Here is a 26569-nt window from a genome sequence, read left to right on the forward strand (position 1 = left end):
CCAGAGACTACATCCGTAATTTTTACGCTATTATCATTTGTTTTATCTGGACTACACCCAACTAATATAAGTCCACTTGCTATAAAAAGCATAATAAGTCCATCTTCATTTTCAGCTAAATATTCGGGAGAATCTTGTAATACATTGCTGGGGATGATTTCATTGTTTATAGCATTATTTACTTTGCTATCCCCAGAGACTACATCCGTAATTTTTACGCTATTATCATTTGTTTTATCTGGACTACACCCAACTAATATAAGTCCACTTGCTATAAAAAGCATAATAATTCTTGCCAAAATATCAGCTCCTCTGGAGACCTTAATGGGTATGTACTTGTTGTCAATAACGCTGCCCTTATCTTAAATTTCTTCCAATAAAGCTAGCAGATACAGGGCTTAGACCTAATTCTCTTGCCCAAACAGAAAGTTGCCCAATGTGATGAACTTCGTGAGTAATTATATGATGTAATATTTCATCAAAAGTATATTGATCTTTATCCCATGAAACACTGACTAGTTTTTCATTTAAATGTCCTAAATTTGGGTTTAGAAATTCAGCTATTTCATCTCGTAATTTATCTGAAAGTGATTTTACCTTTTCAAGTGTATTGTAATCAGTAAACTGAAATACGATATCTTCTTTGCATTGGATACCACGAATCCAGCTATACTCCACATCAATTATGTGAAAAAGTGTATATAATATATTTCCTACTCCACCATTGTGGACTTTTAACAACTCTTTAATTGTCAGTTGATTACACCAGTCAAACCATTCATCTCTTACCTGCCAGTTGTATTCAAAAAATTTAATCATTGTAAGCACTCCAATCTAACATAGTACATTACATTTCGATGCAAATACAACTATATCCTTCTTCAACTATCCTGCTCGTTTAGTCCACTAAAGAAAAAAGAGCTGCCTATGCAACTCAATGTTTTTCATGAAAGAAACCAGTTTGTTGAATAAGGCTACTCAATTTTTCACTTTTTTTCATAGCTCTTTATTTACTACTATTATATCAGTAGCTAGTTAAAAATACTTTTCCATTCGTTTTTTTAGTAGCTTCAACAGCGTCAATCGCCTTATTTAACTCTGACAAGTCATACTTTGAATCGACCATCATTAAACGTAATTTTTTTTCTTCGATTAGCCTTGTCAAATGGGTAAAAGTTTCTTGCCATTTACTTGTTGAAGCATTTTTATTCCAATGCCGTAAATGAAACATATTCGCTTTCACTTTTGCTTGATTTACAATAGCTGCCCAGTTTACTTGTATCCCAGATAAAAGACCAATGGTTAAAAATTGACCATTCGGATGGACACTAAAAGCTAACTCATTGCCATCCGAACCTCCAATAGAATCAATTGCCGCATCTGCCCCCCTACCGTTCGTTAATTCCATAACAGTTTCAATTAATGCACTTTTTGAGGTATCTATTACATCAGAAGCTCCAAGTTGAAGTAATTTCTCGGTATAGTTATTATTTCTTGTCACTGCAATTAATCGAAAACCTAAAATCTTAGCAAATTGAGCAAAAATATATCCAATAGCAGAACCACATGCATTAACTAATAAAACATCATCTGGTTTTAATTTTAAAACTTCCATACAAACTACCCACGCAGTAACTGGATTGATATACATTTGGGCAGCTGTAAAATCATCAATAGAATCAGGTATAGGAACGGCAAATTATGCTGATGTCTTTACAAATTCTTGCCATGTACCTTCCCCTCGTAAAGGTAAGACTCGTTTACCAATAAGATTCTTCGAAACAAAAGAGCCTACATCTTCTACAATCCCAACCCCTTCATAACCGGGAATGTTAGGTAATGATATGCGATGAGCATACGTTCCTCTAATTGGAATTAAATCAGAAGGATTGATAGGTCGTGCCAACATCCGTACAAGCACTTCATGATCTTTTGGTAGTTCTATCGTTTTATAATCAATTTTCAACACTTCTTTAGGTAAGCCAAATTCGTAAAATGTAATATATTTTGCATCCATGTTATTAAGGCTCCTTAAATAGTAGCTAGCGTGTAAAATGTTTTATTTAGATTCGATTATGAGCGTATCAAAAGTTGTTTTTTGCTTTTTACCAATCTAATTTAGCAGGTTAAGCGAGAGCTTTATTGATTGAACCTCGTAGCTATCACTCTAAAGCTCTGTTGTTTCATAGCGAAAACGGGTTATTTTCTTCTCTTTTCGTGCTTTTAGCATTTGAGGTATAAAAATCCCTAATAAAATACAAACAATGCCAAACCATTGCAAAGGAGAAACGACTTCATGAACAAGTGTAATAGAAGCGATTACCGCTGTTGGTAGTTCGACAGCTCCTAAAATTGTTCCAAGGCCTGTCCCGACTTTTGGTATACCAACGGAAAAACAAATAACAGGTATGACCACACCAAAGAAACCAAGAATTAATGCATATTTCCATAATCCAGCCTGCAGTGTACCATCAATCAAGTATGTCGGGGGGAAAACTAAGCAAACAAAGAGTGTTGCACTCGTTGTCATAAGAAAGCTTTTTGAATAGATTGGTACTTCGGTGGAAACACGACCACTTGCAAATATATAAAGTGAAAAGGTTATAGCAGCTAATAATCCAAAGAGTATTCCTTTAATAGATAATTGCTGTCCTAATCCTTCAAATACTCCTCCAGCAAACAACGTTCCTACAAATAAGATCATAATCGAAATTAACTTCTCACGACTTGGAAAAGTTTTATTAGCAATTGCTTCAATTAGAACGCCCATCCATGTGAATTGAAATAACAACACAATAGCAATGGATGCAGGTAGTTCTTTTACAGAAAGTCCGTAAAAAATACTTGTTAAACTCATTGTTGTCCCAACTGCTAACAGTGATAATATATTTTTCAAAGATACTTTATGACGTGAAAAACAAATAACAAGTAATAATAATCCAAACCAGCCGAATACATATTGTCCACCTAAAAGCTCAGGAAAGGTAAATCCATTTGAAAATCCAACTTTAAGAATAGAAGATAGGACCCCATAGCTACAGGCACCTAATAAAACCACTAAAGAAAACTTCAATTTTTCCAAAAAAAATCCCTCCAAAAAATAAAAAATCTCGTCGTCTATAAATAGACGACGAGCGAATGAAACAGAGCTAAAACTCTACAAAATTCCGCCACTCACGAACTCGTGAGTGTTTGCTTATAAAATTAGGACAATTATATGCAATAGTTTTCTAAGTGTCAACACTATTTGACTTCTAATTTTAGCTGTAGATTAATGAAAAGTAACAAAAAGTCGTACTTCGCTTTAGTTAACATTACTTATTTGATTTCCTCAGCCAACTCTAAAATAATTCCCTTGGACTACGAACATAGCATACATTATATATAACTTTCTTCATATTGCTGCTAAAGATTTCCGTACTCTTCTTGTTCAACCTTGCAACAATAACTTCAATATCTTCAACAGTAAATTCAATATGTCTGATACCCAATGTATTTGCAAAGGGTTGCTGTAAGCACAATAAGAAAAAAGAACTGGCATATGCAGCTCAATAATTTTTCATTATTTAATCGTAATGATAAAAAAGTTCCAAAAAATACTTTGCGAGCTTGCACTAACTAAATACTGTAATATTTTTTTGATACCCTGTGATTAGTGCAGATTTAGGTCTATTCCCCTCATCACTCTATGATTTAATCATTCACTTTTTCCTTACAAAAGAAAAAACACCCTATGTAAGCGAGCAGACTAGTCCAATTTTGAAATGGATAGTTTGAACACTTACATAGAGCGATTTAAGTACCTCTATATAGTTAAGGTAATGAAAAATATTTAATGACGTTTTTTGTTTAGACAGCTTTCATGCTTATGCTTGTAACGTCTTAATTGTTTGAGCTACTTGCTCTTCTGTTAAATTGTGACGCACGATGTAGCGATTGAGCGCATGCTTTGTACATTCGATTGTACAGCCCCCTAAATGCTTTGCTTCATTTTCTTCAGATGCGATGATTTGCTTGTTACATTCAGGGTTTGCACAGTTAATGTAACGTTCACAAGGTTCACCGTCATAGTGATCACGACCGATAATCACATGCTCTACTTGATTGATTGGCACCGTTAAACGCTCATCAAATACGTACATTTGACCATCCCATAATTGGCCTTTTGCAACAGGGTCTTTTCCGTATGTTGCAACACCGCCATGTAATTGACCGACATCGCCAAAGCCTTCACGTTTCATCCAGCCTGAAAACTTCTCACAACGAATCCCACCCGTGCAATATGTTAAAACATTTTTTCCTTCGAATAACTCGCGGTTTTCACGTACCCATTCCGGTGTATCACGGAAGTTTTCTACATCTGGTCGAATCGCGCCACGAAAATGGCCGACATCGTATTCATACGTGTTACGCACATCTAATACTACTGTATTTTCATCTTGCATTTCAGCAAGGAATTGTTCTGGTGACAGATAGCGACCTGTTAATTCATGCGGGTTAACGTCTGCTTCTAAGCCTAAGTTTACTAACTCAGGACGTGGGCGTACGTGCATTTTTTTGAATGCATGGCCATCTGCCGCATCAATTTTGAAGACAATGCCTTCAAATAATGTATCTGCTTGCATGTTTGCCATGTATTGCTCTGTTTGCTCAATCGTACCTGATACCGTACCGTTAATGCCCTCATTGGCTACTAAAATACGACCTTTTAAACCGATTTCTTTACACATTGCTAAATGCGTTACTGAAAACTCAGCTGGATCTTCAATCTTCGTGTAATGGTAATATAATAAAACTTGATAATTCATTTTTTCCACCTATCATTTCATATATTTGCAGGATATACCTGATAGCCTCTTTTAAGACCTTATAACCATAAAGGATTTTCATTAAATATACTATCGGTAATTAGGCTGAAATGAGTATAAATATTGTAGGTTAGACAATTAATACAAAAGAACCGGTTTTTTAAGCACATTTGAAGCCAACAGTTATCCAAAGTGATTATGAAAACACCAAACAACAAGAAACATACTCACTAACCCCCAAGCCATGGTACTCCATATCCACCAAATGACTGATTTAGATTTTGATGAATTTTCCTCGTCCTCTATATTTGCTTTTATAAAAGCGACCTTACTCTCCATATCTTTTTTCATAGAAATGAGAACAACAAATCCAATTATTATGAAACCAATAGTTATCCAAAGTAATAGGTCCACTGTTACACTCCCTTTATGTAATTGAATTTCACCGCAGTTTATTATAGTAATTAGATCCTACAAAGATAACAATTTGTTAATTCAAATGCGTTAGTATATAAAATACCCTGTGAAAATAATAATTAATCTAAAATTTTACATAATCCACGTATTAAAAGGCTGAAACTTAAAGTCCCCCAAAGCGTCGTTTTGGTAATATTTAAAAAATTGTTATTGAATATTATATCCCTTTCCATGAATGAAGACGCATTTCCTTATTAAGAAAATACGCCCGAATATCGAATATTCTATCTATTGTTTCGAGAAAGTATATAGACGGAGAAAAAAAGAAATGTTAATCCTAGAAACAATAGAATTCCACCTGCAATCATATTTGATATTATATATTTGGACCGAATGGAATGAAACTCAGCCGTATCCATATCACCCATAGAATCTAAATAAGCACTAGCTGCACCTGCTCCCAGATCAACACTAAACTTTAATACAAAAAAACCTGCTAATGTAATAACCATTGTAATTATTAAAAAGCCGTATTTCTTAATAAATTGCATTATATCCCCCCTGTCAACTTCACAAACTGGCCTGATTCTTAAACAAGAAGCGCGATATCTACTCTAAAATAGCGCCCTTTAACAGTAGACTCGATTTCAAGATAATCGTAACATTAAATAATTGCAAAATCTCTACTGTTCTTTAATTAAAAACTCTAAAGTAAAAGGAATTGCCAACTCCCGAAATACTCTCAGTTAAGGAGTACTCAACTACATTTGCTGTATTTCTTGATTCTATATTAGAACAAGACGTACTTTCTTTTCCCTTCCCAGTGCCTGCATATCAACTAACCTGCACCGTTAGAATAATAAGAAAAAAGAGCAACATATGCAGCTCTTTTTTCTCCAAATAACGCACCCCGTTAGTTTTACGTTTCACAACATTTTTTTACGAAACTTTAACTTACTTTATTGACTTTGCTCAATCGTCATTTCTTCCCACGAATAATTTGGTATAGTTGCAATCCATAACGTATCTCTCATCATATCTACATCTAATACGATTAAATCAACCGCATCAAACACTTTTTCAGGTTTTCCTTCATCTTTCGTATGAATGGTATAAATAGCTTCGTCTCTATGTGTGTATCCGAATAATTTCTCTCCTTTTTTAATGAATTGAACTACCTCTTCATCAACTTTAATTTTACGCCAATCTTTCTCTTGAAGATCTCGAATCCAAATTCCATTTTGTGTGGAAATAAATAGCCTATTATTAATTACTTTCATATCATGAGGTTCATCATTACTATTCGGCATAGGGATCTGCTTCCACTCATCATTTATCTTTTGAAGAATCTTCCTTTCTTCTGTGAGCCCTACTAAATCACCATTATTTGATATTTGAACTACATTAAATGGTTTAGGAACACTAGCTTGTTCCCAACTCTCCCCCTGATTAGTTGTATAATAAATATTTCCACTCGATAGCACAGCTATATGATTGTTGAGTGAATAATCGATGTTGTCAATCGGGTCATCTAAAGAAAGTATTTTCGTACCTTTACTTTTTGATGTAATACCTGCCCATAATTCTTTTTCTGTTGCTGCAAATAATTGGTCATTTTTATCAAACCAAGCATGTGTTACGTAATTATTAACTTGGAGTTCTGTCCATGTTTCTCCATTGTTTTGGCTCCATTCAATAAAAGGTTGCTTGGTTGTACTAAATTGGGTTGTCTTTTTGTCTCCCCATACAACTAATTTGTTGTTTCCAGCGACAACCCCCGTAATCGCCATCCCTTTTTTTGTTAGGTTTTCTGTGGCATTACGTCTGGATATTAACCCTCCACCGTATGGTAATTTATGAATAGCACTGACCACATCTCCGTTTTGTGCATTGAATGAAATTCGTGTAAAACGGCTATCTCGATCCGTTCCAACCACTGTTATTATGGGCTTACCATCGATCCTATCAAGTGTAAAATGATATCCTGTTGCCCAATCTTTCCCTGGTTTTAGTCCGTATTTAGCTTTTGCTAGTTGGAGTACATCAGAGCTATCTAACTTAATCTCATCGTAAGGTATTGTTGGTCCCTCAGTTTGTTTACCAGGTTTAAACAGCCAAATCTTTTTTTCTGAGATGCCAATTATGACATAGTCATCTGTACCTGGAACCACAAAGAACATGAACCAATTAAAGCGTTTCCCTGTTTCTCCTCTCGAACCTCCCATCTTTTCATCCACACTGTTCACACTTGAAAGTACTGCGTTTACATTCCATTCTTTTGCTCTCTGGAGTCCAATGTTAATCGCTTCTTTTAGCGTAACTTCACCTTCTGAAGCGTTTGTTTCACGACTAATCAAAGTTACAAAAACTAAACATACAACTAAAAAACAACAGATTTTTTTAATAAAATTCAAAATAACCACCATCCTAAGAATAATGTGCTTATTTAGGATGGAGTAAATTTTCCGTACTATTCCCTCTTGCATTAAACTGCATCTTTAGTTTTAAAAAATCGTCTAAACAGCAAGTAAAATCACTGTTAGCCATCCATCGATTTACATTCGATGAAGCATATTAAAAGGACTTGTTTGTATTATTTACGCACAAGTCCTTAGATTAATGTTAATCAATATTGTCCGATTGTTGAAAAGCCAAGAATAAATCTCTACTTTTTTCATCATCTTGACCAAGTTAACCATTTTTAACGTTCTCAATAACAATTTTAAAGTGTTTTTGTGTAATAATATCTCTTACCTGTTAGCGGATAATCATGAAGTACAAATTCTTCTTTATAGCCTAGCTTGACGTAAAAATCAGGTGCTTGAAAACTAAACGTATTGAGGAAGGCGTATTTGCATCCTCTATTAATAGCAATCTTCTCCACTTTCCTCATCAATTCAGTACCAATTTGCTGACCTCGCAGTGCTTCACTTACCCATAAATACTCTACTTCTAACCAATTTCCATGTGTCTCACCAATTAAACCTGCAACTCTATTTCCTTCTTCATCCTCTACAAATAGACCAATATCCTTTACTACCTTATCTTCAATGTTCTCAAGATTGTATTTTAATAACTGTTGAAAAATATGTTCTTTTTCCTTTTTCGTAATCTTTTCTGATTCAATGTATTTCATTTTTCCGCCTCCTATTTGTGATTCTTTAACTGTTTAAAGAAGAAACTTCTTTTTTAAAATACGCCTGCCGTTTAACTGCTGTTACAGCCTTCAATGCTAATAATCCTAATAAGAAAAAGGCACTTGAACCTATTAACCCTATAGGTCGGATTGAAGTTAATTCAGCAGCTAAACCTATTAAAACCGTTAATGCAATAATGAAACCTGCTTCTATGACACTAAAAATGCTTCCGAATCTCCCCATCATCCCCACAGGAATGTGATTTTGGTAGAACGTCAAATACCCTGTATTGGCAAACGTTACAGCAAATCCTATTAAAAATACACTAGGTGCTGCACTAAAAAATCCGTTCGAACTATAAAGTACGAGATAACCTATTGATGTAAAAATGGTACCAATACCTATTAATAGATTAACTGCCAGTTGTTTCGAAAATACTGAATTAATAATTGATCCTAATATTATGCCCGCTCCAAAAATACTTAATAAAAACCCATAATGGGTGTCTGATATTAAAAGTACACCTTTAGCAAATGATGCCTCAAGAGAATCTATCGCAGTCATGAATATCGTAGTCCCACTAAATAATAAATATATCTTTGTGATATAAGTATCGCCCTTACTGAAATTAATAACAACCCGAAAATCATTTTTTATCAAATCCCACGTAAATCTTTGCACCTCTGACTCTTTCAGCTTTGAATCAACATTAGGTAGCATCATTATAATTAGTGCTGAAAAAAATAAAGCGACTGCATTGACATGGATGGCGGTATATGGAGTACCCATCCAAAATAAAACCCCAGCAATGGCAGGGCCTATTAGTGAACCACAAGAGTTGATAAAACTACGTAGTGCATTAAAGCGTTGCCGATCTTTTTCTGGTATTAGTTTCGTCATGTAAACCATAGATGTAGGCTGAAAAATAGCACTGCCCATATTAATGATAAATGCAAGTATATAAACATAAATAAGTGAAGGTAAAAACGGAATTAAGGCAATACAGATTGCTCGGAAAATGTCTAAGCCCATCATTAGAAGCCGTGTATTAACCCGATCAATTAAACTACCTGCCCAAGCATTCGAACATATCGTTGCAATGGGACCTAGTATATATAAAAAAGCAATTGCAAGTGGGGAACCTGTTTCATTCAATAGAATTAAATTTAGTGCGATTAGGTAAACCCATGCACCGACATTAGAAATGCCTATTCCCCCTAATAGTATTAAAGGATATTTCCATCTGGACATCATCACCACTCCTATTTTATTTGTTGCTAAACAAAATAAAAAAACTCACCCCCAAGATTTTTATCTTGGGGGCGAGTCATATCGCGGTGCCACCCCAGTTCATTTCTACATTGCTGCAGAAGCCTTATCAAGTACAGCTGTGTGAATAAGTCACCAGCGATACTCTATCTCGTTAACGTGAGAAGACGTTGCATCATCATTAGTTTAACAAACAAATCCAATGCACAGCTCCAAGGCTTGTTTCAACACATTTCCTAGCCCTCTTTTTCAGCGTAACAGAGGTCTCTGTAGATAGTACGTATGTTTACTCTTCTTTTCATAGCTTTTTATATGTAATTTTGTAAATCTTATACTATTTTAAATTGAATTTCAATACAAAAAAGACTATATATTTTTTTACTTCATACATAACCTAACTTATTTTTCTAGAACTAATATGCTTCTTCCTTGTTAGATTAATAAGAAACTATCCCATATTTTATCATCAACCCTAAAAAAACCTTCGTGCGAACATGCTGCTAGTAGACATTGATTATCTTGATAAAACATCAAATCCTCTGGTAATTTCGGTGTAATCCACCCAAAAAGTGAGTCGCTACGTTCCTTTAAAAATTGTGTGGTAACGTTATTTAAATGAAAATAATAAACATATGCTGTACCTTCACCAAGCGCTGTCGTCTCCCACTGTCGTTGAATTTTTCTTTCGATAATCTGGTCTTTAATTTCTGCTATTAATTCATCAACAAAGGCTAGTCTCAATTGTTCATCATCCATTAATTGTCTATTCTCTACGAACGCAAAACGGTTACATCTTGTTGCTAAAAACTCGATAAGATGTTGATATCGTTTTCCTTCAACTTTTTCTGTAATCATTATCAATTTTAAATCCCCCTCATTTTTTGATTGGCTATCACAATACCTTCTTTGCCATCAATAACCAAATTATAGCATTTACTCTAAAATACCATATTTTATAGTAGACTGTTAGTATTACATATTAAGTTGATTGGAGCGGAGGACGGGCGACTCCTGCTCAGAACGCACAGTACGTAAGTCGCAACAGACCGCGCGTTAGCGAGGGTTGCGGCTTACGGTGTGCCCGCGGAAAGCGCCCGTTCGTAGCGAAAATCAACGGCAGGAGACATCACTTCTATTCTATATTAATTTTAAATAAAAAAAGACTGTAGACAAACTCGAAAATCTTCGAGTTTGTCTACAGTCTGAGCTTGGTAGTAAAACATACCAAGTTGTTTTCTTTATTGCGCTTTTATTGAACATAACAGTCGGCTATGAAGAAGCACCTTTAACGTGTGCATTGCTGAAAATTTATTAGTACTTTTTTTGTACGTCTTCAGCACACTCTAAATACCATTTCTCCTCACTTTAAGTGAATGTTCAATGATTAAGTCAAGTAACTTATGATAAGGAATACCCGCTCCTTGTGCGCTTTTTGGCAGCAAACTATTTTTCGTCATCCCTGGTAATGTATTAACTTCCATCACATAAGGGATACCATTTTGAATCATCATGTCAATTCGGGCGTAAACACTACATTTCAATGATTTATAGCAAGTCATAGCAGCTAAAGAGACACGGGCCTGTGTTTCCAGAGGGAGCTGAACTACCTCTTCAATCGTAGCCACATCATTATATTTGGAGGTATAATCAAAAAACTCTCCCTGATGACGAATCGAAATCACCGGTAAAAGCTTTCCATCTAAAATAGAACATGTAATTTCCTCTCCCATAATTAGCTTTTCAATTATCACTTCGGAATCCCATTTGAATACTTCTGCAATTGCTGGCTTTAGTGTTTCTTTATCATAAACAATTTTTACTCCCACACTTGAACCGCCTGAATTAGGTTTTACCACTAGCGGGAAACCCATTTTGTCTAGTTCATCCATTTTAAGTTCTTCCATGTTCGTTAGGTGAATCCAATCCGGTGTTTGCACGCCTTCAAAGCGGATGATTTTTTTTGAGATATTCTTATCCATACATAAGCTGCTGGACAGAATGCCACTCCCTGTATAAGGAACTCCCATGGTTTCAAGAGTACCTTGAACAGTACCATCCTCACCGAATTTGCCATGCAGCGCCAGTAGTGCAATGTCAAGATCGTTCACCTTTTCCACTAAGTCTTCTTTGTTCTCTATGTGAATCGGTACAATTTCATATTTATGTTCATCTAAATGCACGATCATTTCTTCACCTGTCATAATCGAAACTTGTTTCTCAGAAGAAACTCCTCCCATAATTACGCCAACTTTCATTTTTCTAGCCCCCCATAATTATTTTTTAACGTATCCCCAATGATTTTTATACCCTGAATAATCTCTCTTTCATTCAACCTAGAAAATCCTAATCGTAAAGAATGGTTTCCACTGCTGTCCGTATGAAAAACATTTCCTGGTATGAAAACAACGCCTCTTTGATAACATTTTTCTAAAAGCTTTCGTGAATCAATATGGTCTTCTAGTTCTATAAAAATGTGAAGACCTCCGTCACCCGTTATTCGTTTGAAAGGAATAAATTGCTTACAATAATGAACGGTTAATTCATACTTTTTCTTATAGACAGATTTAGCTTTTTTTATATACTTCTCAAAGTATCCATCAATCAAATATTGATATAACACAGCTTGATCTAATGTGGACGTATGAATTGTTCGAGCTCTTTTCATACTTTCTAAGTAATTAATTAAATCTTTATCTGCCAATATCCAGCCAATCCGTAAACCAGGAAAAAGAATTTTAGAGAAGCTGCTAATATAAATAACATTATTACCTTGTCCGGCGAAGGACGCCAATGATGCGAGATGTGACCCTGAATAACGTAATTCTTCATTAAATCCATTTTCAATGATAGGAAGCTGATATGCCGAAAACAAATCCATGATTTCTTTCCTTTTTTTTGAAGACGTTACGATTCCAGTGGGATTATGGTAGGACGGAATTAAGTACGCAAAATCATATTCTTTTTTTGATAGCATTGTTTCCAGTTTACTAATATTGACACCATCATTATCCATTTCGATTCCATCAATTTCGAAGCCATGTAATCGAAAGAGCTTAAGAGCAGAGTCATTGGTTGGATTTTCACAAATAACACGACCGCTCTTTTTATTTAAAGATGATAAAATGAGATCCAGACCTTCCGTGAACCCATTGGTAATTAAAATATCTTTATTTCGAGTGTCTACTCCTTTAATTTCCATGTAGCGAAGCAAGTATTCGATAAGTGGTTTATAGCCCTTTGCATATCCATAGTTAAGAACGATATCTCCTTCAATAGACATCCGATTTAAAAAAGCCCGTTTAAAATTATCTATATCAAAAAGCTTTTCATCGGGTGCGATGCTATTAAACGAAATAATTTCCTTATTCCAGCGTACACCTTGCTTTTTTAGGTCCAATTCATCTGCCAAAAAGGTTCGCTCGTTAACTTTTTCAGTCCAATTTAACTGGATGGATGGGGATTTGATTATCTCAACATGACTGACAAAGTTTCCCTTTCCCTTTACCGCATAGATAAGACCTTCTTGTTCCAGATCCGCATAAGCTGTTAGAACGGTATTTCGGCTAATTGATAATAAGGAACAGAGTTCACGAGTGGATGGAAGCTTTTGGTGCTCAAGTAAATGCCCGTTGGTTATCATTCTTTTTAAATATTCCTTAAGTTGTATATATACAGGACGACCTTCCGTAATCTTAAAATCGTTAAACACTCCATTCATCTCCTTGCTAACATTTTTACATTCCTGCACTAATTTCAAAAGGTCCACCCAATATGTATTTTTACTGTCTTGTGGTAGCTGAGTGGAACTAATATGTTTTTAAATAGGCAATTGTTCATTTCATTTTAATACAATATATAGAAACTTGAAGAATTACGGCCGATTGTGGGAGATTATATACATTTTCTTTGTTTAACTATAGCCCTCAGTTACATCAATAAGTACATACTTTATTCAATAAAGGTAATAATACAATTAATTATGTAGAGAACGTAATGAGGTGTACTTAGGAACATGAAAAAGATAATACTCGTTTTACTCCTATCCCTTGCACTAATTACATCTTTTCAAACAAGAACCGTTTCATTTTCTGAACCTATGGAGGATTCTAACGAGCTTAGATTAGAGGATATGCTCATGCTAATGCTTACTCCTTATATTGAAAAAGATTTGAATAGCTATTATTATTCGAAGATTTTTAAGGATGTTTCACCACATGTTACTCCATGGAAAATTGAAGTTATTGAAACTAGAAGAGTAAATGATTTTCGTGGCTTTATATTGCAAATTACATTTGAAATTGAACCTACAGATGGTGGTCAGTATATTCCTTTAGGGAAGGATCGAATGACCTATGAAATTTCTGATGGACCTGATGTTAAATTGATAAATCACATTCACCTAAAGACGTATAAATATCCACCAGAATAATTTTTGGCATTGGAATAAAGTTTGATTAGAAAAACCTCACAAACCCATATTCAAAGAAAAATTAAAAGACTCTCTTCTAAAAAAAAGTCATCGAAGGAGAGTCTTATTAAGAATAAAGTACAATCCCTAAATAGAATAGTGCCCAATTATAGAAGAACAACTTACAATGTTTACGAGTTGTTCATTAGTATTCCATTAGTTGTTAATGCCACTTTAACATAATTAAAAACTAAAAAAATGTTTTATTCATTCAATTTAGTGGAATAGATTGAATGTAAACATATATTGGAGGGATAAATAATGACAGTCAAATTGACAGTAGAAAACGTAGTACAAGCGAAACAAGAAGTGGAGAAATTAGAAGCGCAAGGATATCTTCGAGATAACATTTACATCTTTGCGCACTATGAAGAACGTGAAGATGATATTAACGAAGCACTGGGGACAGAAGAAGCTGGTATTAGTGAGCAAGGGTTCCTGACTTCTATGAAGAACCTGGTGAATTCCCGTGGAGATGAACTCCGCAATAAGTTAGCTTCTGTCGGATTAAGTAAATCGGAAGCTGCTCAATTCGAAGAGGTACTTGATACAGGTAAATTGGTCTTAGTTGCCAATAAGTAAAAACAAACCCGGGAATCTAATCCCGGGTTTGTTTTTCATTTTACAAGTCTCCTCGTATTGCTTGGACTCTGTATTCCAGATGGCCTTTCAACCAGTCAGTATAAAAACCGAAAACCCATCCTTCTTTATTGTCAATGATCTGCTCGAGGAAATCTTCATCTTCTTCAACAATATGGCCCTTTAATGAAAACGAGCGTTGCTCCTTGTTACAGTATCGAGCCCTTATATGGAAGACTTGATTTCAAGATAATACATTACAATTTCCATTGTTCCCCTGTTACTTAAAAATAAGAAAAAGGGGTCGGTGTTGGTTTAAAAAATAAAATTTGTCGATCACCCGACAAACTGAATTAAACTGACTCGTAAAAAAAGCAGTGACGGACTAGGAACACGAAAGACCTAGACTGCCGCTGCTTTTATTGTGCTAACGTATTCCGGTTAGCGTAATCTATTTTAGGTGACAAGGTCATCTACCCGTCTGGTAAACGAGACCTATGGCTCCAGAATCAAATGTCTTGTTTTCGATAAGTTTAAGATTGATTTTCTCCTTGACACCTTGGAATAACGGCAACCCGCTGCCGACCAGGACGGGAGAAACTGTAATTTTATACTCATCAATTAAATCAAGCTGCATAAGGTAGTGTGCTAATCTAGGACTTCCTAAGATGACCATATCCTTGCCTGGCTGCTGTTTGAGGTTCTTGATCTCTTCCTCGACATCCTCTTTCACCAGTCTGGAATTGTTCCATTCGACATTCTCCAGCGTCGTGGAAAAAACGATTTTGGCTGTCTTTTCGATCCACTCGGCATGATTTCGTTCGTACTGCGAAGCTGATGAGTTCGAAGGCACAGATGGCCAGTAACTGTGCATCATCTGATAAGTCCCACGTCCCCAAATGACAGTGTCGGCAGTACTCAGAATTTCTTTCGCGTGTTTCTCCAAATCAGAATCGTAGGAAACCCAGCCAATGTCCATTTCACCATTTGGCCCTTCTACAAAACCGTCAAGCGATGCGTGCAGAAATAGAACGAGTTTTCTCATTTTCAGTTCTCCTTTGTTCATGAAGGATGTCATATTATACTTTGCAGTTTTCATTAATGTTATGTGCAGAATCAAGTATAGCACACATAACAATCAATAATTTCTTCTATAGTGCAAAATTTCTTTATTTAACAATTTGACCCATAATAAAAAACACTCGGCTAATTGTATGCAAATAGTTACACTTAACCTTTTTGCAGTTTAGTTCAATAACAGTCACGAAACGATTAATTAATACCTTTTTTGTGTAGAAAATGTGTAGAAACTTTTCATTTTCTATACTTTTCTAACGGTTTCTCAAAAAAGAAAAGCGCCTCATACCCTTGTTGTAAAAGTATTTGAAGCACTTTTCAGTTGGTTCAAACTTGTTCTATCTGAACCTTTAGACGTCCCAGGATATCAAGCAATCTGTGTCAATGAATTTAGTTATGAAAGGTTCGAGGAGTGTCAAGAAAGGATTTTTTAAACATAAAAAAAGAAAAGATGACTTTTATAGTCACCTTTTCACTTATATTAGCAATTTAGTTATTGAATATTTGTTCGTAACGGTGGAAGAATGCCACTGTGTGCGCTCTTGCTAGAGAATCATTTGGTTTAAACTCTTCATTTGTTTTAGTGGTTGTTAAACCATTATCACGAAGAAATTTAATAGCTTCTGACTGAGATACAGTCTTACCATAATGCATTGAAGCTAAGATACGAGCGAAGTTACCACGTGTGATATCCTTACCTGCAATAGCTTGTTTGGATGCTGTGTTTGCACCTAAAACTGGTAGAGAGTATTTTGTAGCCAGTTGGTAGTTTACGTCTCCATACCATGAAGTAATTGCTATCGTTGAAGCTAGTTCTGATGGTTTGAAGTAACGTAATAGGATAGATAACATTTGATTTTCCGTTAAGTTAGTGTACGGTTTAAGTAAGTTTTCGTACTTACCTGTTGATGGGTTTTTCACGTTTGGGTATCCACTGATGATACCGATGTTGACTGCCCACTTAAAATCCTCAGCCCAGTATTGGTTTGCATTGTAATCAGCAAACTTTGATACATCAACGTTCCCCGTTGTTGGCGGTGTTACTGGAGGTGTTGGCGGTGTTACTGGAGGTGTTGGCGTTGGTGTTGAAGCTGAGTAGTTTAAATAGCTTGATGCTACATACCCCTCTGTCCCGTCACTTCTTTTCACAGGATACCAAACAAAATGGTTTTTCTTCGTTGATACTTTTTCATATTCAAAAGGACCCGTAATGGTAACAATTTCACCTTCACGTAAAGTACCCAAAGAAGGACTATCCGTAGTAGGTCTTGTCCTAAATGTTACATTCGTTATTGCACTAACTTTTTGATTTGTTTCAAAAAGATACTTAGATTTTGTTAATGGTAAATCAAAATCATAGTTCATTGTTGAAAATTTAATATTTTCCCTACTGTTAGAGTCATATTGAAATTGTTCACGTGAAAAAGGTAGCTCTGTTAAGTCTATTAATTCCAATTTATTTATGATTCGGAGAATTCTTTCTTGATAGGCATTGGTATTTCTTTCACCAGTTGCTTGAACAATTGGACTATTTACTGGCTTAGTACCGTTATAAGCCATGATAGCGAAGTACCAATGTTCCAGTACATCTCTTTCCCCACCGTTGATGCTAGGTAAATCCTTTCGCTTAAACATATCATCTAGAGTCTCTACACCAGCTTGTATATTATAGACAATATCGCTTTTTAGTCTATCTTGATTGTAGCCGACTTGATTTGTAATTTGCATAATGCCAATTCCATTATCAGCTGTCACAATCGCTTCACCATTCATATCAAAATGACGCCAATTTCCACTTTCACCTTCAGCTATTGCCTTCACAATTTCAGGAGGAACATCATAAGTCAGTGCGGTTTCGGTTAACAAACAGTTCATTGTGGAATAATCAGGGTTTACTTTCGATGCCGAATCATACTCACATGTATTTGCAATATTATTAGCTAATACATTATTATCTATGTTTATAGATAGAGAGAGGGCACCAATAGCAATAACACTAATCAATGGTTTCAATATCTTTTTCATATGTGATTATTACACTTCCTTTCATATTTTTTATAGTTAAAAGATTCAGATATATGTTATCATAAACCCAATATTTAGGATATAGGTAATAGTCAATGTTTCTTTCATTTAACAGGATTGAGTGATAAATGATAGCTCTAACATATATTGTTTAATTTTAATTCGGTGAAAAGGTTATAAATAGTGATTGTTGGATTTTTACTTTTTTGTGAAATAGATAAGCTTCCTAAAATATTGACCAAAACTCCACGCGATTTTGTTCTGCAACATATTCCTTAAAATAGTCAACAAGTTGCATAAAAGTTGTCTCATTTACAGTCCCTCTCACCTTATAAATATAAGGCTTTTGAATTTGCTCTCCTACTGCTATAGATGGATTTTTTCTACATGGAAGAATTTCAAACTGTCATTTAATTTTTCAAATATGCTATCTAGCAAACGATGCCATTGTATAGAATACTCCTCTTCACTTATGGTAAAAAGTTCAGTGATATCATGACTACAAATAGGAGTATCACTATCTATAGAATAATAATAGAAGTCAGCTGTCTGAGAACCATCAACCACCTCGGCATAAAGATATACCTTTAACTACTCCTCAGGTATTGTGTCTATTACGATTCCTATAATCTCTTGATATAGCCTACCTAATTTTTCATCATTCATCTAATTTTCCTCCCAGTACATTATCCAAATGCTATTTCTCCCAACTATCTTCACCAATTCTATACTTAATCTCGAAAATTCTTCTCGCTCTGCTATCCTTTGAGTATAGTTTTTTCTTTAAGCTTGAAATTTCTCCTTTAAAACCTTTCTAAGTCCAGCCTAAGCATATGTATAAATAACATGAAAACCAATGTGAGTTAATTATTTTTAATATCTTCATTACATTTACAATTATTGTATAATTCAGAGAGGGTTTGATAAATAAAATTACGGAGGAACTTATGAAAACTCACTATTATTTAGGATGGTTCAACAACTTTTTTCCAGAGAAGCTGGGCAAAGTGTTACAGAAAGATATTAGTAATAGAAAATCGCTTGTTATGATTAACTCGAATCCATCTTTTTATGAAGAGGTTGGTGCTACTGAACGCTCGTGGTTCGATCATGCTAACATTCTGTTTGATGAGTATCATTTAATTAATTATCATATCCAGAAGGAAGATGCCCAATTATTAATTCAAAATGCTTCTGTTATTTTCTTGTTGGGTGGAAATACTGTTAAACAAAATGAGTTTTTAATAGAATACGAATTGTCTGATGCAATAAAAAAAAGCAGAGCTGTTGTAATGGGCGCAAGCGCTGGTGCAATTAACATGTCCGCTAAATGGTTATGCTCAAAAAACTTTGGCTATAACGTTGAAGAAAGCTCTGTTTATGACGGTATCGGCCTTGATGATTTTTCCGTCCTGTCTCATTTTGATCTTGAAAATAATATGACAATGGTTCAAAACGAACTATCGGCCTTATCGGAAGAAATTAATATTTATGCCTCCAACAAAGATTGCGCTGTACGTGTAAAGGGAGACAAAATTGACATTTTCGGCAATGTATATTTAATTTCAAATTCCATAAAGCAAAAATTAGAAGAGACGCTCTAGTTATGGTTTTCTAAACAATGTCATTTATTATCTGAGTGGAAAATAACACCTATTGATTGAACTGTACTTTTGGTACAGTTCATTTTTTGAATTTATAATTTCTTTATAAGCAAGTCATACCACTTTTGAAGTTGATACTAAAAAAACAATTCCTTTTCAAGAATCGCGCCCGATTGTTGAAGGTCGTTCCAACATTATTGCCAATGAAAAAAGGCACACGGTTGTTCAATAAGATTAAAAAGAGGTTTAGTTACCAATTCTATTTATAACAACTTCGGGAGTGCTTTATAAGTTTTTTACTTCCATAAACATATTTAAGTTATATACAAAAACCATACGTTGACATTGTCTAAAGCTTGATTTTTATTTGAACTAATATAAAACTGCTAATTTGATTTTTTAGCTCAGCTATTTATTGAATTCATTAACTGGAAGAAGTACTCCGGTTTATGAGTCTTATTTAGGTTATACCATGAATGTAATGTGTCGGGTGCAAAGACGTCTAATTTTTTTAGTACTTCCATCGTAAATTCTAGAGGTGCTACTCCTGATGCAGTAATCAAATTCTCACTAGATACCGCAGGTCTCATCTCATAATATTTTTCTCCTTTATAATTAGGACAGACCATTTTAATATACTCTAAGTCACTGCTTGTGTGTTTTCTAGAATCTAAGTATCCCATATTTGCAAGGGCCTCAGTTGCACCACAAATTGCAGCAACAATAGTGCCAAACTTTAAAGCTTGGCCAACTCTCTCCAAGATAGGTTGATGAATTTCTTCACTCCAAGTAATCCCTCCTGGTAAAATTAAAAGATCTTTACTCTCAAGAATACATTCATCAAGTGAAATATCTGGTTTTATGCTCAGTCCTCCCATAGTTGTAATCATTTCTTTATTAGCTCCTACTGTAATTACTTTTAAAGGTGGTAAGTCTTTTTTGAAATATCTTCCTGAGTTTAGTTCAGCAATTAAATATCCATATTCCCAGTCCGACATTGTATTAAATACATATAGAAAAACTTTTTTTGTTTGCATCCAAACACTCCAATCACAATTGATATAGCTATTATAAAATAACTTCCCTGACAGTTAACGTCAGGGAAGTTATCATACTTGATGAAAATTTATTAATTCCGTCAGAACTTCAATAATTCTTTTCTTAAGACTTATTGGCTCGATAACTTTAATAGATTTATTGTACGGTAAAAGTAAATAAGGTACATATGTATGTATTATATCTTTTTCAAGAAGAAAAACTGCTTGATTTGAAGTCCGTGTTTGTAAATAATGTCCTAAAAACCAATGTTGGCAAATATCATCCAATGTTAGTGAATTCCCATTAATAACCAAAGAAATAATTACTTCCGTATCTTCTATAGTTGGAAGGAGGTTTTTCATAAAAATGTCACGTGCTGAAAAATTTTCTGGCCGGTTAAACTTATTTTCGGTTAGCGTTAGACTTTCAATTCGATCTACTCTAAAACTACGGATTTCATTCCTAAGATGACAAAACCCAATCACATACCACTTATTATTCCAATAAATAATTCTGTAAGGATCAATAAATCTATACTTTGATTGATTCTCGCCACTTTTATGGTAAAGAATTTTTAAAGAGTTTCCGTCAGCTACGGCCTGCTCCAACTCCTTCAAGAAAGGATCCATAGGCTGAGAACTTAATCGACTTATTACTTCAAGACTGGTCAAATGTTGGTTTATCTTTATTTTCTGCTCTTGATTTGAATATTTGCTTAGCTTTGAAATAGCACTATTTAGTGCTTCACCACCATAATATCCAGCTTCTTCTGCAAAAACAGCAGCATGATAAAGTGAAGTTTGCTCCTCAAAATCAAAAAATAGAGGAGCCTCAATAAAATTGTTCAATAGAGTGTATCCACCGTTATGTCCTGGTTCTGAAATTATAGGTACGCCACTTGTTGAAAGTGTATCAATATAACGATACACAGTCCTTATATTCATCTCTAACTTTTCTGAAATTTGTTGTGCAGTAATTTTTTCACCTGAACGAAGCATCCATAGAATTGCTAACATATTGTCAATTTTAGGCATAAAATTCCACCTCTATATAGAATTTATTATCTATCATATAGTAATAAGTAAACTTTAGTTTATCATTTAAATTTAACTTTTTTCCTTGAATTAGATTATTTTGTCTTTTTCGTTTAAGTATAATTTTTAACAATCTATTTCTGATTTTTAGTATAACCCATCAACTGCGTTATTCCACAATATGGCCTTTTTAATGAAAACGAGCGCTGATCCTTATTACAGAATCGCGCCCTATTGTGGAAAATCGTTATTCAACTAAAGCTCCCGTTAATTGAATAGTATACAAGAAAGGTAATTATTTTATTAATTGTTCTCCTGTTAAAATCTCATGTAGATTCACTGCATCTTGCTCTGTTAATTTCACATATCTACCGCTATCCGTAACAATTTCTAAATTTTCGCCGCTTATACTAATAAAGAATAGTACATACTTATGATATGGTTCACCTTAATGCAGTTAGTTTCCATTATATTTATTAATCATTACCAGCGATTCATCGCTATTTTCACCCAGACAACGTATAATAAGAGAAGCAGAAGAAGAATTTATTTTTCCTCTAGTTAAAAAAAGAGGTGCTATTACTTGAAACAGTTTGAAACAACATTACCTGAACAGTATGAAACATTAAAAAAACAGGCCAATTATACGTCTAGCTGGCGAGAGCGTTTAGACGCAGTCGAAAAATTATCGGCTTATCAACATGACAAAATCATAGATTTATTAAAAAATCGGATGCAGAATGATACTGTCAATAAGGTGCAATTAGCAGCCTATGAAGCACTCGTGGCGTTTGGTGAGGACGTAGAGAAGCCATCACCTGCACGTTTTGATATTATCAAAGGAACAGACAAAATTTTACTACGAGTGAAAAAGAGCTTGCCGAAGGACCATACAGTGGCAGAATTTGCGGATAAACTAAAACGTATGCGTTTAGATGTCTTTGATGCGTATGAAGGCGACAAAGGTGTAGAATTTATGAACTGGTTAGAGGAACGTTGGGCAAAACTGTAATCAGTAGTTTTGCGATTTATGAAGGAAAGTCATTCTCTCCACTTGTGGAGGGGATGGCTTTTTCTTGTCTTACGCTGCGGTTCATCGAAACAAATATTAAATTGTATTACTTCATTTCTTTGATTATCTATTTTATTGTTTATTAATAAATGCTTATATTCATTACTATCATCACAAACGTATGTAAGCTAATTTAAAAGACCTGAGTCCAATACAATGATGGACTCAGATCTTAGAAGTTGCTTAAATTAATTGTCTAACTTTTTAGATCAGATCACTTCATGTTTTAAGTGATCCCTATGGCAACCGCAACAATTAACGCCAGACAAGCAATAACTATCCAACCAAGTATCATCTTCCAAATAAATTTAATCCACTTTTCATATGGGATACCTGCTACAGCTAAATACGCCATTAATGCAGATGAAGTAGGGATAATAGAGTTTGTTAGAGAATCGCCATATTGAAAGGCTAAAACAGCTACTTGTCGTTCTAATCCTAATAAATCAGTAATTGGAATCATAATTGGCATTGTTGCTGCCGCCTGTCCACTGCCTGATGAAATAAATAAATTCAAAATGGCTTGGATAATTAACATGCCGATTGCGCTAATAGCATGTGGTAAATGTCCAATTGTTTCAGATGCTGCATACACAATCGTATCAATAATTTTCCCCTGCTCTAAAACAACCGTAATGGCACGGGCAAAGCCTACAATTAAAGCACCAAACGTTACCGCCTTAGCTCCCTCAATAAAGGAATCAAAGATAGTGGCAGGTTTTAAACCACCAATTAATCCTGCAACTAACCCCATAATTAAAAAGGATGCAGTTAACTGTGTTAAGAACCAACCCCAATTAAAGACACCATAAATATTAAAGCCAATTCCACAAGCCATGACAATAAATACAAATTTATGCTTTCCAGTTAATGTAGGAATGTCAATCGCTGACACATTGGATTTAGCTTTTTGCTCAATATCATAAATAACGCTTGCCTGGGGGTTCTTTTTCACCTTAAAAGCATAGCGAGATACATAGAAAATAGCAAAGCCTAGTACAAAAACATAGACTACTGCACGGAAACCAATCCCTGAGAATAATGGTACATCTGCTAATGATTGCGCAACACCTACTGTAAAGGGATTTAGCATTCCTCCAAAAAATCCACTGGCAGCACCAAGTGTGATCATGGCAGTTCCTGTTACAGCATCAAAGCCCATCGCACGTGCAATGGCCACACCAATTGGTACGAAAATAATTGTTTCTTCCGCCATTCCCATTGTAAAACCACCAACAGAAAATAAAATCATCGATAAAGGAATAAGTAATTTTTCTCTGCCTTCTAAAGCTTTTACCCCTTTATAGACACCAGCTTCAATGGCACCTGTTTTATGAATAATTCCAAATACACCACTAACTAAGAAAATGTAGAAAATAATTTGAGCTCCTTTTTCAAGCCCCATTGGAATCGCTGTAAACATTTCGAAAAATGAAACTGGATCACTCTCAATATGATGATAGCTTCCATCTACAACGAGCATTCGCCCTTCCTCATCTTCTACACGATCAAACTCACCTGCTGGAACAATATAACTTAAAATACCCGCTAAAAAAATAATAGCAAAAATAATGGTATATGTATGAGGGACTTTGAGCCAACTCCTCTTCTTTACGCTCTGTTCATTTTCCATTACATCATGCTCCTTTTATAGATTTAGACATATGACAACTTTGTCGTTAATATGTCGTTAATAAAAAATAAATATACAGGAGTTAAAATTCTTTGTAAAGTCTTAATTTTCCCTCATTTCAAAAATAAATCGGTAGTTGCCTTATAAAGCTTTTTTCAACGACTTTGATGAGTGATAGGATGCTTCTCCCTGCTAACTAAAAAAATCATGCTCGATTAACAAATTAATAATGCGTTCAATAGATAGAAGTGAAAGATTCATAAAGAGCTAATTCCTCTGCAGAAAACCATTCAAACACTGAATGATTAATGTGTCCATGTCATCGCCATGTTTATCTATTTACATAAAAAGTTGTATAGACAATATTCAAAGGAAAATCCAAGAAATGTTGGTTTAACAGCATTTCTTGGATTTCGGTTTCATTCCAATCTATCATTTGGATATGTTATTAATGTTTACTAGTATATAAAAATTTGAGATAGGTGTAACCATTTGAGTTAACCATAGGGACTTTTTAACATATGTCTTCGTTGAAGAAGTATCAGTTAATTGAAATGATTTAACTACTTTTTAACATGGATTACTTTGTATCCAACGAATAAGATTAAAAACCAAACTGGTGCGACATATAGGGCAATACGCATATCTGGAATAAACGCCATTAACACAATAACCATTAGTAAGAATGCAATGGCAATATACGTAGAAAGTGGATAAAGCGGAATTTTGAATTTCAGTTCGGCTACTTCCTCTTTCGTTTTTGACTTTCTAAATTTCAATTGTGCTAATAAAATAATCATCCAACTTGTAATGACTGCAACAGTCGCAATGGCAGAAATATAGATGAACACTTTTTCGGGTACTACGTAATTTAAGACAACCGCAATTAATAACACCGCTGAAGAAAATAAAATCCCTCTACGTGGACTACCGTTTTTACTTACTGTTTTAAAATATTTTGGCGCATTTTTTTGTACCGATAAGTTGTGTAGCATACGTCCTGAACCGTATAAACCACTATTAAATGCAGACATCGCTGCTGTAATTACAACAAAGTTAATAATGTGAGCCGCAGCAGGGATACCGACGTAATCGAAAATTTGAACGAACGGGCTTCCTTCCGAACCAACTTCGTTCCAAGGATAAATAACCATCATAATGCCTAATGCACCAATGTAGAAAATTAAAATACGCCAAACGATGTTGTTAATAGCTGAAGGAATTGACTTGCTAGGATTTTTTGCTTCTCCTGCAGAAATACCAACTAATTCAACCCCACCGAATGAGAACATAACTAATACTAGTGACATTAAAATACCATGGAAACCGTTCGGCATGAAGCCACCGTGTGCCCATAAATTATCGAAGCCAATTGCTTCACCTTGGTTGCCGACACCGAAGAAAATAATAGCCAATCCTAGAACGATCATACCGATAATCGCAACAACTTTAATCATCGCAAACCAGAATTCGAATTCTCCGTAAGCTTTTACATTTGCTAAGTTTACAAGCATCATAATAAAAAGGACTACAAGGGCAGTTACCCATTGTGGAATATCAGGGAACCAGTAGTTAATGTATACACCGACCACTGTTAATTCAGCCATGCCAACGACAATCCACATGAACCAATACGTCCAACCAGATAAAAACCCAGCAAAGCGTCCTAAATATTTATCCGCGTACGTACTGAAAGAGCCCGATACAGGTTCCTCTACTGCCATTTCGCCTAATGCACGCATAATTGTGAAAATTACTAATCCGCCAATTAAATAAGCTAGTAAAATAGATGGCCCAGCCATTTGAATTGTTGAACTAGAGCCGTAAAATAAACCGACCCCAATGGATCCGCCCAATGCAATTAGTTGCATGTGACGAGTACTTAATCCGCGCTTTAGCTGTGAATCTTGATGATTGTCTTTCATAATGTCATACTCCTAATACGTTTAGATTTTCAAATACTTTGCTCAAAAAAGGAATAAAAAAAAACGCCCTTTTGGATTAACCAAAAGGACGATTCAACTCGTGTTACCACCTTTAATTTATAAGCAATTCACATTACTTACCTTAAGAAGTACGGTCATTTGACGATACTCTCGCACATGATTACGGGTGCTTACCGGCGTAGCCTACTTAGAATAATCTGTTCGGTACACGGCTCCAAGATGAATTCTCAATCGTTTTACATGCACCTCTCATCAACCGGTAACTTTCTGTTCGTAAAAATAATTGATACTATTTCTTTTCATAGCCTTTGTTCTATACAAATATTTTCGAATTGTTTTTCATTTTACAGAAAAAAAATATTTTGTCAATATAATTTTCAAAATTTCTTCATAACCCACTTAAATTATATATGACAATTTGTTATGTAAATATAAATTCTAAAGGAAATATTACAACAAATG

General features: G+C 34.8%; 21 protein-coding genes, 3 pseudogenes and 2 other annotated features. Of the genes and pseudogenes, 4 read left to right on the forward strand and 20 right to left on the reverse strand.

Going from position 1 to position 26569, the window contains the following annotated elements; genetic code table 11:
* The 13 genes and pseudogenes from ACQKNX_RS12765 to ACQKNX_RS12825 form a co-directional block, all read right to left on the reverse strand.
* A pseudogene (locus ACQKNX_RS12765) lies at positions 1–299 on the reverse strand (hypothetical protein); the annotation flags it as partial.
* A gap of 58 nt (positions 300–357) precedes the next feature.
* A complete protein-coding gene (locus tag ACQKNX_RS12770) occupies positions 358–819 on the reverse strand; it encodes a DinB family protein (protein WP_427429209.1) in 462 nt (153 codons plus the stop codon).
* A gap of 205 nt (positions 820–1024) precedes the next feature.
* Positions 1025–2017 (reverse strand): annotated as a pseudogene (locus tag ACQKNX_RS12775) (zinc-dependent alcohol dehydrogenase family protein).
* Between the two features lie 150 nt (positions 2018–2167).
* The gene (locus ACQKNX_RS12780) at positions 2168–3082 is read right to left on the reverse strand and encodes an EamA family transporter (protein ID WP_427429210.1); all 915 of its coding nucleotides are present in this window, start codon (positions 3080–3082) and stop codon (positions 2168–2170) included.
* A 784-nt stretch (positions 3083–3866) separates the two neighbouring features.
* The gene (locus ACQKNX_RS12785) at positions 3867–4808 is read right to left on the reverse strand and encodes a rhodanese-related sulfurtransferase (RefSeq protein WP_427429211.1); all 942 of its coding nucleotides are present in this window, start codon (positions 4806–4808) and stop codon (positions 3867–3869) included.
* A gap of 183 nt (positions 4809–4991) precedes the next feature.
* A complete protein-coding gene (locus ACQKNX_RS12790) occupies positions 4992–5222 on the reverse strand; it encodes a hypothetical protein (protein WP_427429212.1) in 231 nt (76 codons plus the stop codon).
* Positions 5223–5509: 287 nt separating this feature from the next.
* On the reverse strand, positions 5510–5776 hold the full coding sequence (locus ACQKNX_RS12795) for a hypothetical protein (protein ID WP_427429213.1): 267 nt from the start codon (positions 5774–5776) through the stop codon (positions 5510–5512).
* A 408-nt stretch (positions 5777–6184) separates the two neighbouring features.
* Positions 6185–7639 (reverse strand): WD40/YVTN/BNR-like repeat-containing protein, encoded by a 1455-nt coding sequence (locus ACQKNX_RS12800; protein WP_427429214.1) that lies wholly within the window; start codon positions 7637–7639, stop codon positions 6185–6187.
* 308 nt (positions 7640–7947) lie between these two features.
* Positions 7948–8361 carry a GNAT family N-acetyltransferase gene (locus ACQKNX_RS12805; protein ID WP_427429215.1) on the reverse strand — a complete coding sequence of 138 codons (414 nt, stop codon included), beginning with the start codon at positions 8359–8361 and terminating at the stop codon, positions 7948–7950.
* A gap of 25 nt (positions 8362–8386) precedes the next feature.
* Positions 8387–9613, reverse strand: coding sequence for an MFS transporter (locus ACQKNX_RS12810; protein WP_427429216.1), 1227 nt, complete (start codon positions 9611–9613; stop codon positions 8387–8389).
* A gap of 64 nt (positions 9614–9677) precedes the next feature.
* Positions 9678–9942 (reverse strand) — a binding site (T-box leader).
* A 121-nt stretch (positions 9943–10063) separates the two neighbouring features.
* Positions 10064–10486 carry a stage III sporulation protein AH gene (locus tag ACQKNX_RS12815; protein WP_427429662.1) on the reverse strand — a complete coding sequence of 141 codons (423 nt, stop codon included), beginning with the start codon at positions 10484–10486 and terminating at the stop codon, positions 10064–10066.
* Between the two features lie 488 nt (positions 10487–10974).
* Complete coding sequence (locus tag ACQKNX_RS12820; RefSeq protein ID WP_427429217.1) at positions 10975–11886, reverse strand: D-alanine--D-alanine ligase; 912 nt, start codon at positions 11884–11886, stop codon at positions 10975–10977.
* On the reverse strand, positions 11883–13340 hold the full coding sequence (locus ACQKNX_RS12825; RefSeq protein ID WP_427429663.1) for a PLP-dependent aminotransferase family protein: 1458 nt from the start codon (positions 13338–13340) through the stop codon (positions 11883–11885). Before ACQKNX_RS12825 ends, ACQKNX_RS12820 begins: the two co-directional genes overlap by 4 nt.
* A gap of 303 nt (positions 13341–13643) precedes the next feature.
* Here ACQKNX_RS12825 and ACQKNX_RS12830 point away from each other — a divergent pair, with 303 nt between their 5' ends.
* Positions 13644–14060, forward strand: a complete 417-nt coding sequence (locus ACQKNX_RS12830) for a DUF3888 domain-containing protein (RefSeq protein WP_427429218.1) — start codon at positions 13644–13646, stop codon at positions 14058–14060.
* Positions 14061–14360: 300 nt separating this feature from the next.
* On the forward strand, positions 14361–14681 hold the full coding sequence (locus ACQKNX_RS12835) for a general stress protein (protein WP_340825674.1): 321 nt from the start codon (positions 14361–14363) through the stop codon (positions 14679–14681).
* A gap of 466 nt (positions 14682–15147) precedes the next feature.
* Here ACQKNX_RS12835 and ACQKNX_RS12840 read toward each other — a convergent pair whose 3' ends face one another.
* From ACQKNX_RS12840 to ACQKNX_RS12850, 3 genes and pseudogenes are all read right to left on the reverse strand, one after another.
* Positions 15148–15723 carry a dihydrofolate reductase family protein gene (locus ACQKNX_RS12840; RefSeq protein ID WP_427429219.1) on the reverse strand — a complete coding sequence of 192 codons (576 nt, stop codon included), beginning with the start codon at positions 15721–15723 and terminating at the stop codon, positions 15148–15150.
* Between the two features lie 521 nt (positions 15724–16244).
* Positions 16245–17780 carry an SH3 domain-containing protein gene (locus ACQKNX_RS12845; RefSeq protein ID WP_427429220.1) on the reverse strand — a complete coding sequence of 512 codons (1536 nt, stop codon included), beginning with the start codon at positions 17778–17780 and terminating at the stop codon, positions 16245–16247.
* Between the two features lie 366 nt (positions 17781–18146).
* A pseudogene (locus tag ACQKNX_RS12850) lies at positions 18147–18356 on the reverse strand (immunity protein YezG family protein); the annotation flags it as partial.
* Between the two features lie 371 nt (positions 18357–18727).
* Here ACQKNX_RS12850 and ACQKNX_RS12855 point away from each other — a divergent pair.
* A complete protein-coding gene (locus ACQKNX_RS12855; protein WP_427429221.1) occupies positions 18728–19384 on the forward strand; it encodes a Type 1 glutamine amidotransferase-like domain-containing protein in 657 nt (218 codons plus the stop codon).
* 404 nt (positions 19385–19788) lie between these two features.
* On the opposite strand, the gene ACQKNX_RS12860 is transcribed toward ACQKNX_RS12855, so the two are convergent.
* On the reverse strand, positions 19789–20421 hold the full coding sequence (locus tag ACQKNX_RS12860; RefSeq protein WP_427429222.1) for a type 1 glutamine amidotransferase family protein: 633 nt from the start codon (positions 20419–20421) through the stop codon (positions 19789–19791).
* 72 nt (positions 20422–20493) lie between these two features.
* Positions 20494–21456: a helix-turn-helix transcriptional regulator gene (locus ACQKNX_RS12865; RefSeq protein WP_427429223.1), complete on the reverse strand. Its 963-nt coding sequence runs from the start codon at positions 21454–21456 to the stop codon at positions 20494–20496.
* Positions 21457–22039: 583 nt separating this feature from the next.
* Between ACQKNX_RS12865 and ACQKNX_RS12870 the strand changes: the two genes are divergently transcribed.
* The gene (locus ACQKNX_RS12870; RefSeq protein WP_427429224.1) at positions 22040–22468 is read left to right on the forward strand and encodes a HEAT repeat domain-containing protein; all 429 of its coding nucleotides are present in this window, start codon (positions 22040–22042) and stop codon (positions 22466–22468) included.
* Between the two features lie 286 nt (positions 22469–22754).
* Here the strand turns inward: ACQKNX_RS12870 and ACQKNX_RS12875 are convergent, their stop codons facing one another.
* Both ACQKNX_RS12875 and ACQKNX_RS12880 read right to left on the reverse strand, forming a co-directional pair.
* Positions 22755–24161, reverse strand: coding sequence for a YfcC family protein (locus ACQKNX_RS12875; RefSeq protein WP_427429225.1), 1407 nt, complete (start codon positions 24159–24161; stop codon positions 22755–22757).
* Between the two features lie 563 nt (positions 24162–24724).
* On the reverse strand, positions 24725–26086 hold the full coding sequence (locus tag ACQKNX_RS12880; protein ID WP_427429226.1) for an amino acid permease: 1362 nt from the start codon (positions 26084–26086) through the stop codon (positions 24725–24727).
* A gap of 81 nt (positions 26087–26167) precedes the next feature.
* Positions 26168–26419: a binding site (T-box leader), on the reverse strand.
* Positions 26420–26569: the final 150 nt, after the last annotated feature.

The organism is Lysinibacillus sp. NPDC093712 (genome assembly GCF_050280025.1).
Lineage (GTDB): Bacteria > Bacillota > Bacilli > Bacillales_A > Planococcaceae > Lysinibacillus.

Bases quoted from the DNA above. Each gene is read 5' to 3' on its own strand.
- ACQKNX_RS12770 (WP_427429209.1), bottom strand. From the start codon at position 819: ATGATTAAATTTTTTGAATACAACTGGCAGGTAAGAGATGAATGGTTT.
- ACQKNX_RS12785 (WP_427429211.1), bottom strand. From the start codon at position 4,808: ATGAATTATCAAGTTTTATTATATTACCATTACACGAAGATTGAAGAT.
- ACQKNX_RS12795 (WP_427429213.1), bottom strand. From the start codon at position 5,776: ATGCAATTTATTAAGAAATACGGCTTTTTAATAATTACAATGGTTATT.
- ACQKNX_RS12805 (WP_427429215.1), bottom strand. From the start codon at position 8,361: ATGAAATACATTGAATCAGAAAAGATTACGAAAAAGGAAAAAGAACAT.
- ACQKNX_RS12810 (WP_427429216.1), bottom strand. From the start codon at position 9,613: ATGTCCAGATGGAAATATCCTTTAATACTATTAGGGGGAATAGGCATT.
- ACQKNX_RS12815 (WP_427429662.1), bottom strand. From the start codon at position 10,486: ATGATTACAGAAAAAGTTGAAGGAAAACGATATCAACATCTTATCGAG.
- ACQKNX_RS12820 (WP_427429217.1), bottom strand. From the start codon at position 11,886: ATGAAAGTTGGCGTAATTATGGGAGGAGTTTCTTCTGAGAAACAAGTT.
- ACQKNX_RS12830 (WP_427429218.1), top strand. From the start codon at position 13,644: ATGAAAAAGATAATACTCGTTTTACTCCTATCCCTTGCACTAATTACA.
- ACQKNX_RS12835 (WP_340825674.1), top strand. From the start codon at position 14,361: ATGACAGTCAAATTGACAGTAGAAAACGTAGTACAAGCGAAACAAGAA.
- ACQKNX_RS12840 (WP_427429219.1), bottom strand. From the start codon at position 15,723: ATGAGAAAACTCGTTCTATTTCTGCACGCATCGCTTGACGGTTTTGTA.
- ACQKNX_RS12845 (WP_427429220.1), bottom strand. From the start codon at position 17,780: ATGAAAAAGATATTGAAACCATTGATTAGTGTTATTGCTATTGGTGCC.
- ACQKNX_RS12855 (WP_427429221.1), top strand. From the start codon at position 18,728: ATGAAAACTCACTATTATTTAGGATGGTTCAACAACTTTTTTCCAGAG.
- ACQKNX_RS12860 (WP_427429222.1), bottom strand. From the start codon at position 20,421: ATGCAAACAAAAAAAGTTTTTCTATATGTATTTAATACAATGTCGGAC.
- ACQKNX_RS12865 (WP_427429223.1), bottom strand. From the start codon at position 21,456: ATGCCTAAAATTGACAATATGTTAGCAATTCTATGGATGCTTCGTTCA.
- ACQKNX_RS12875 (WP_427429225.1), bottom strand. From the start codon at position 24,161: ATGGAAAATGAACAGAGCGTAAAGAAGAGGAGTTGGCTCAAAGTCCCT.
- ACQKNX_RS12880 (WP_427429226.1), bottom strand. From the start codon at position 26,086: ATGAAAGACAATCATCAAGATTCACAGCTAAAGCGCGGATTAAGTACT.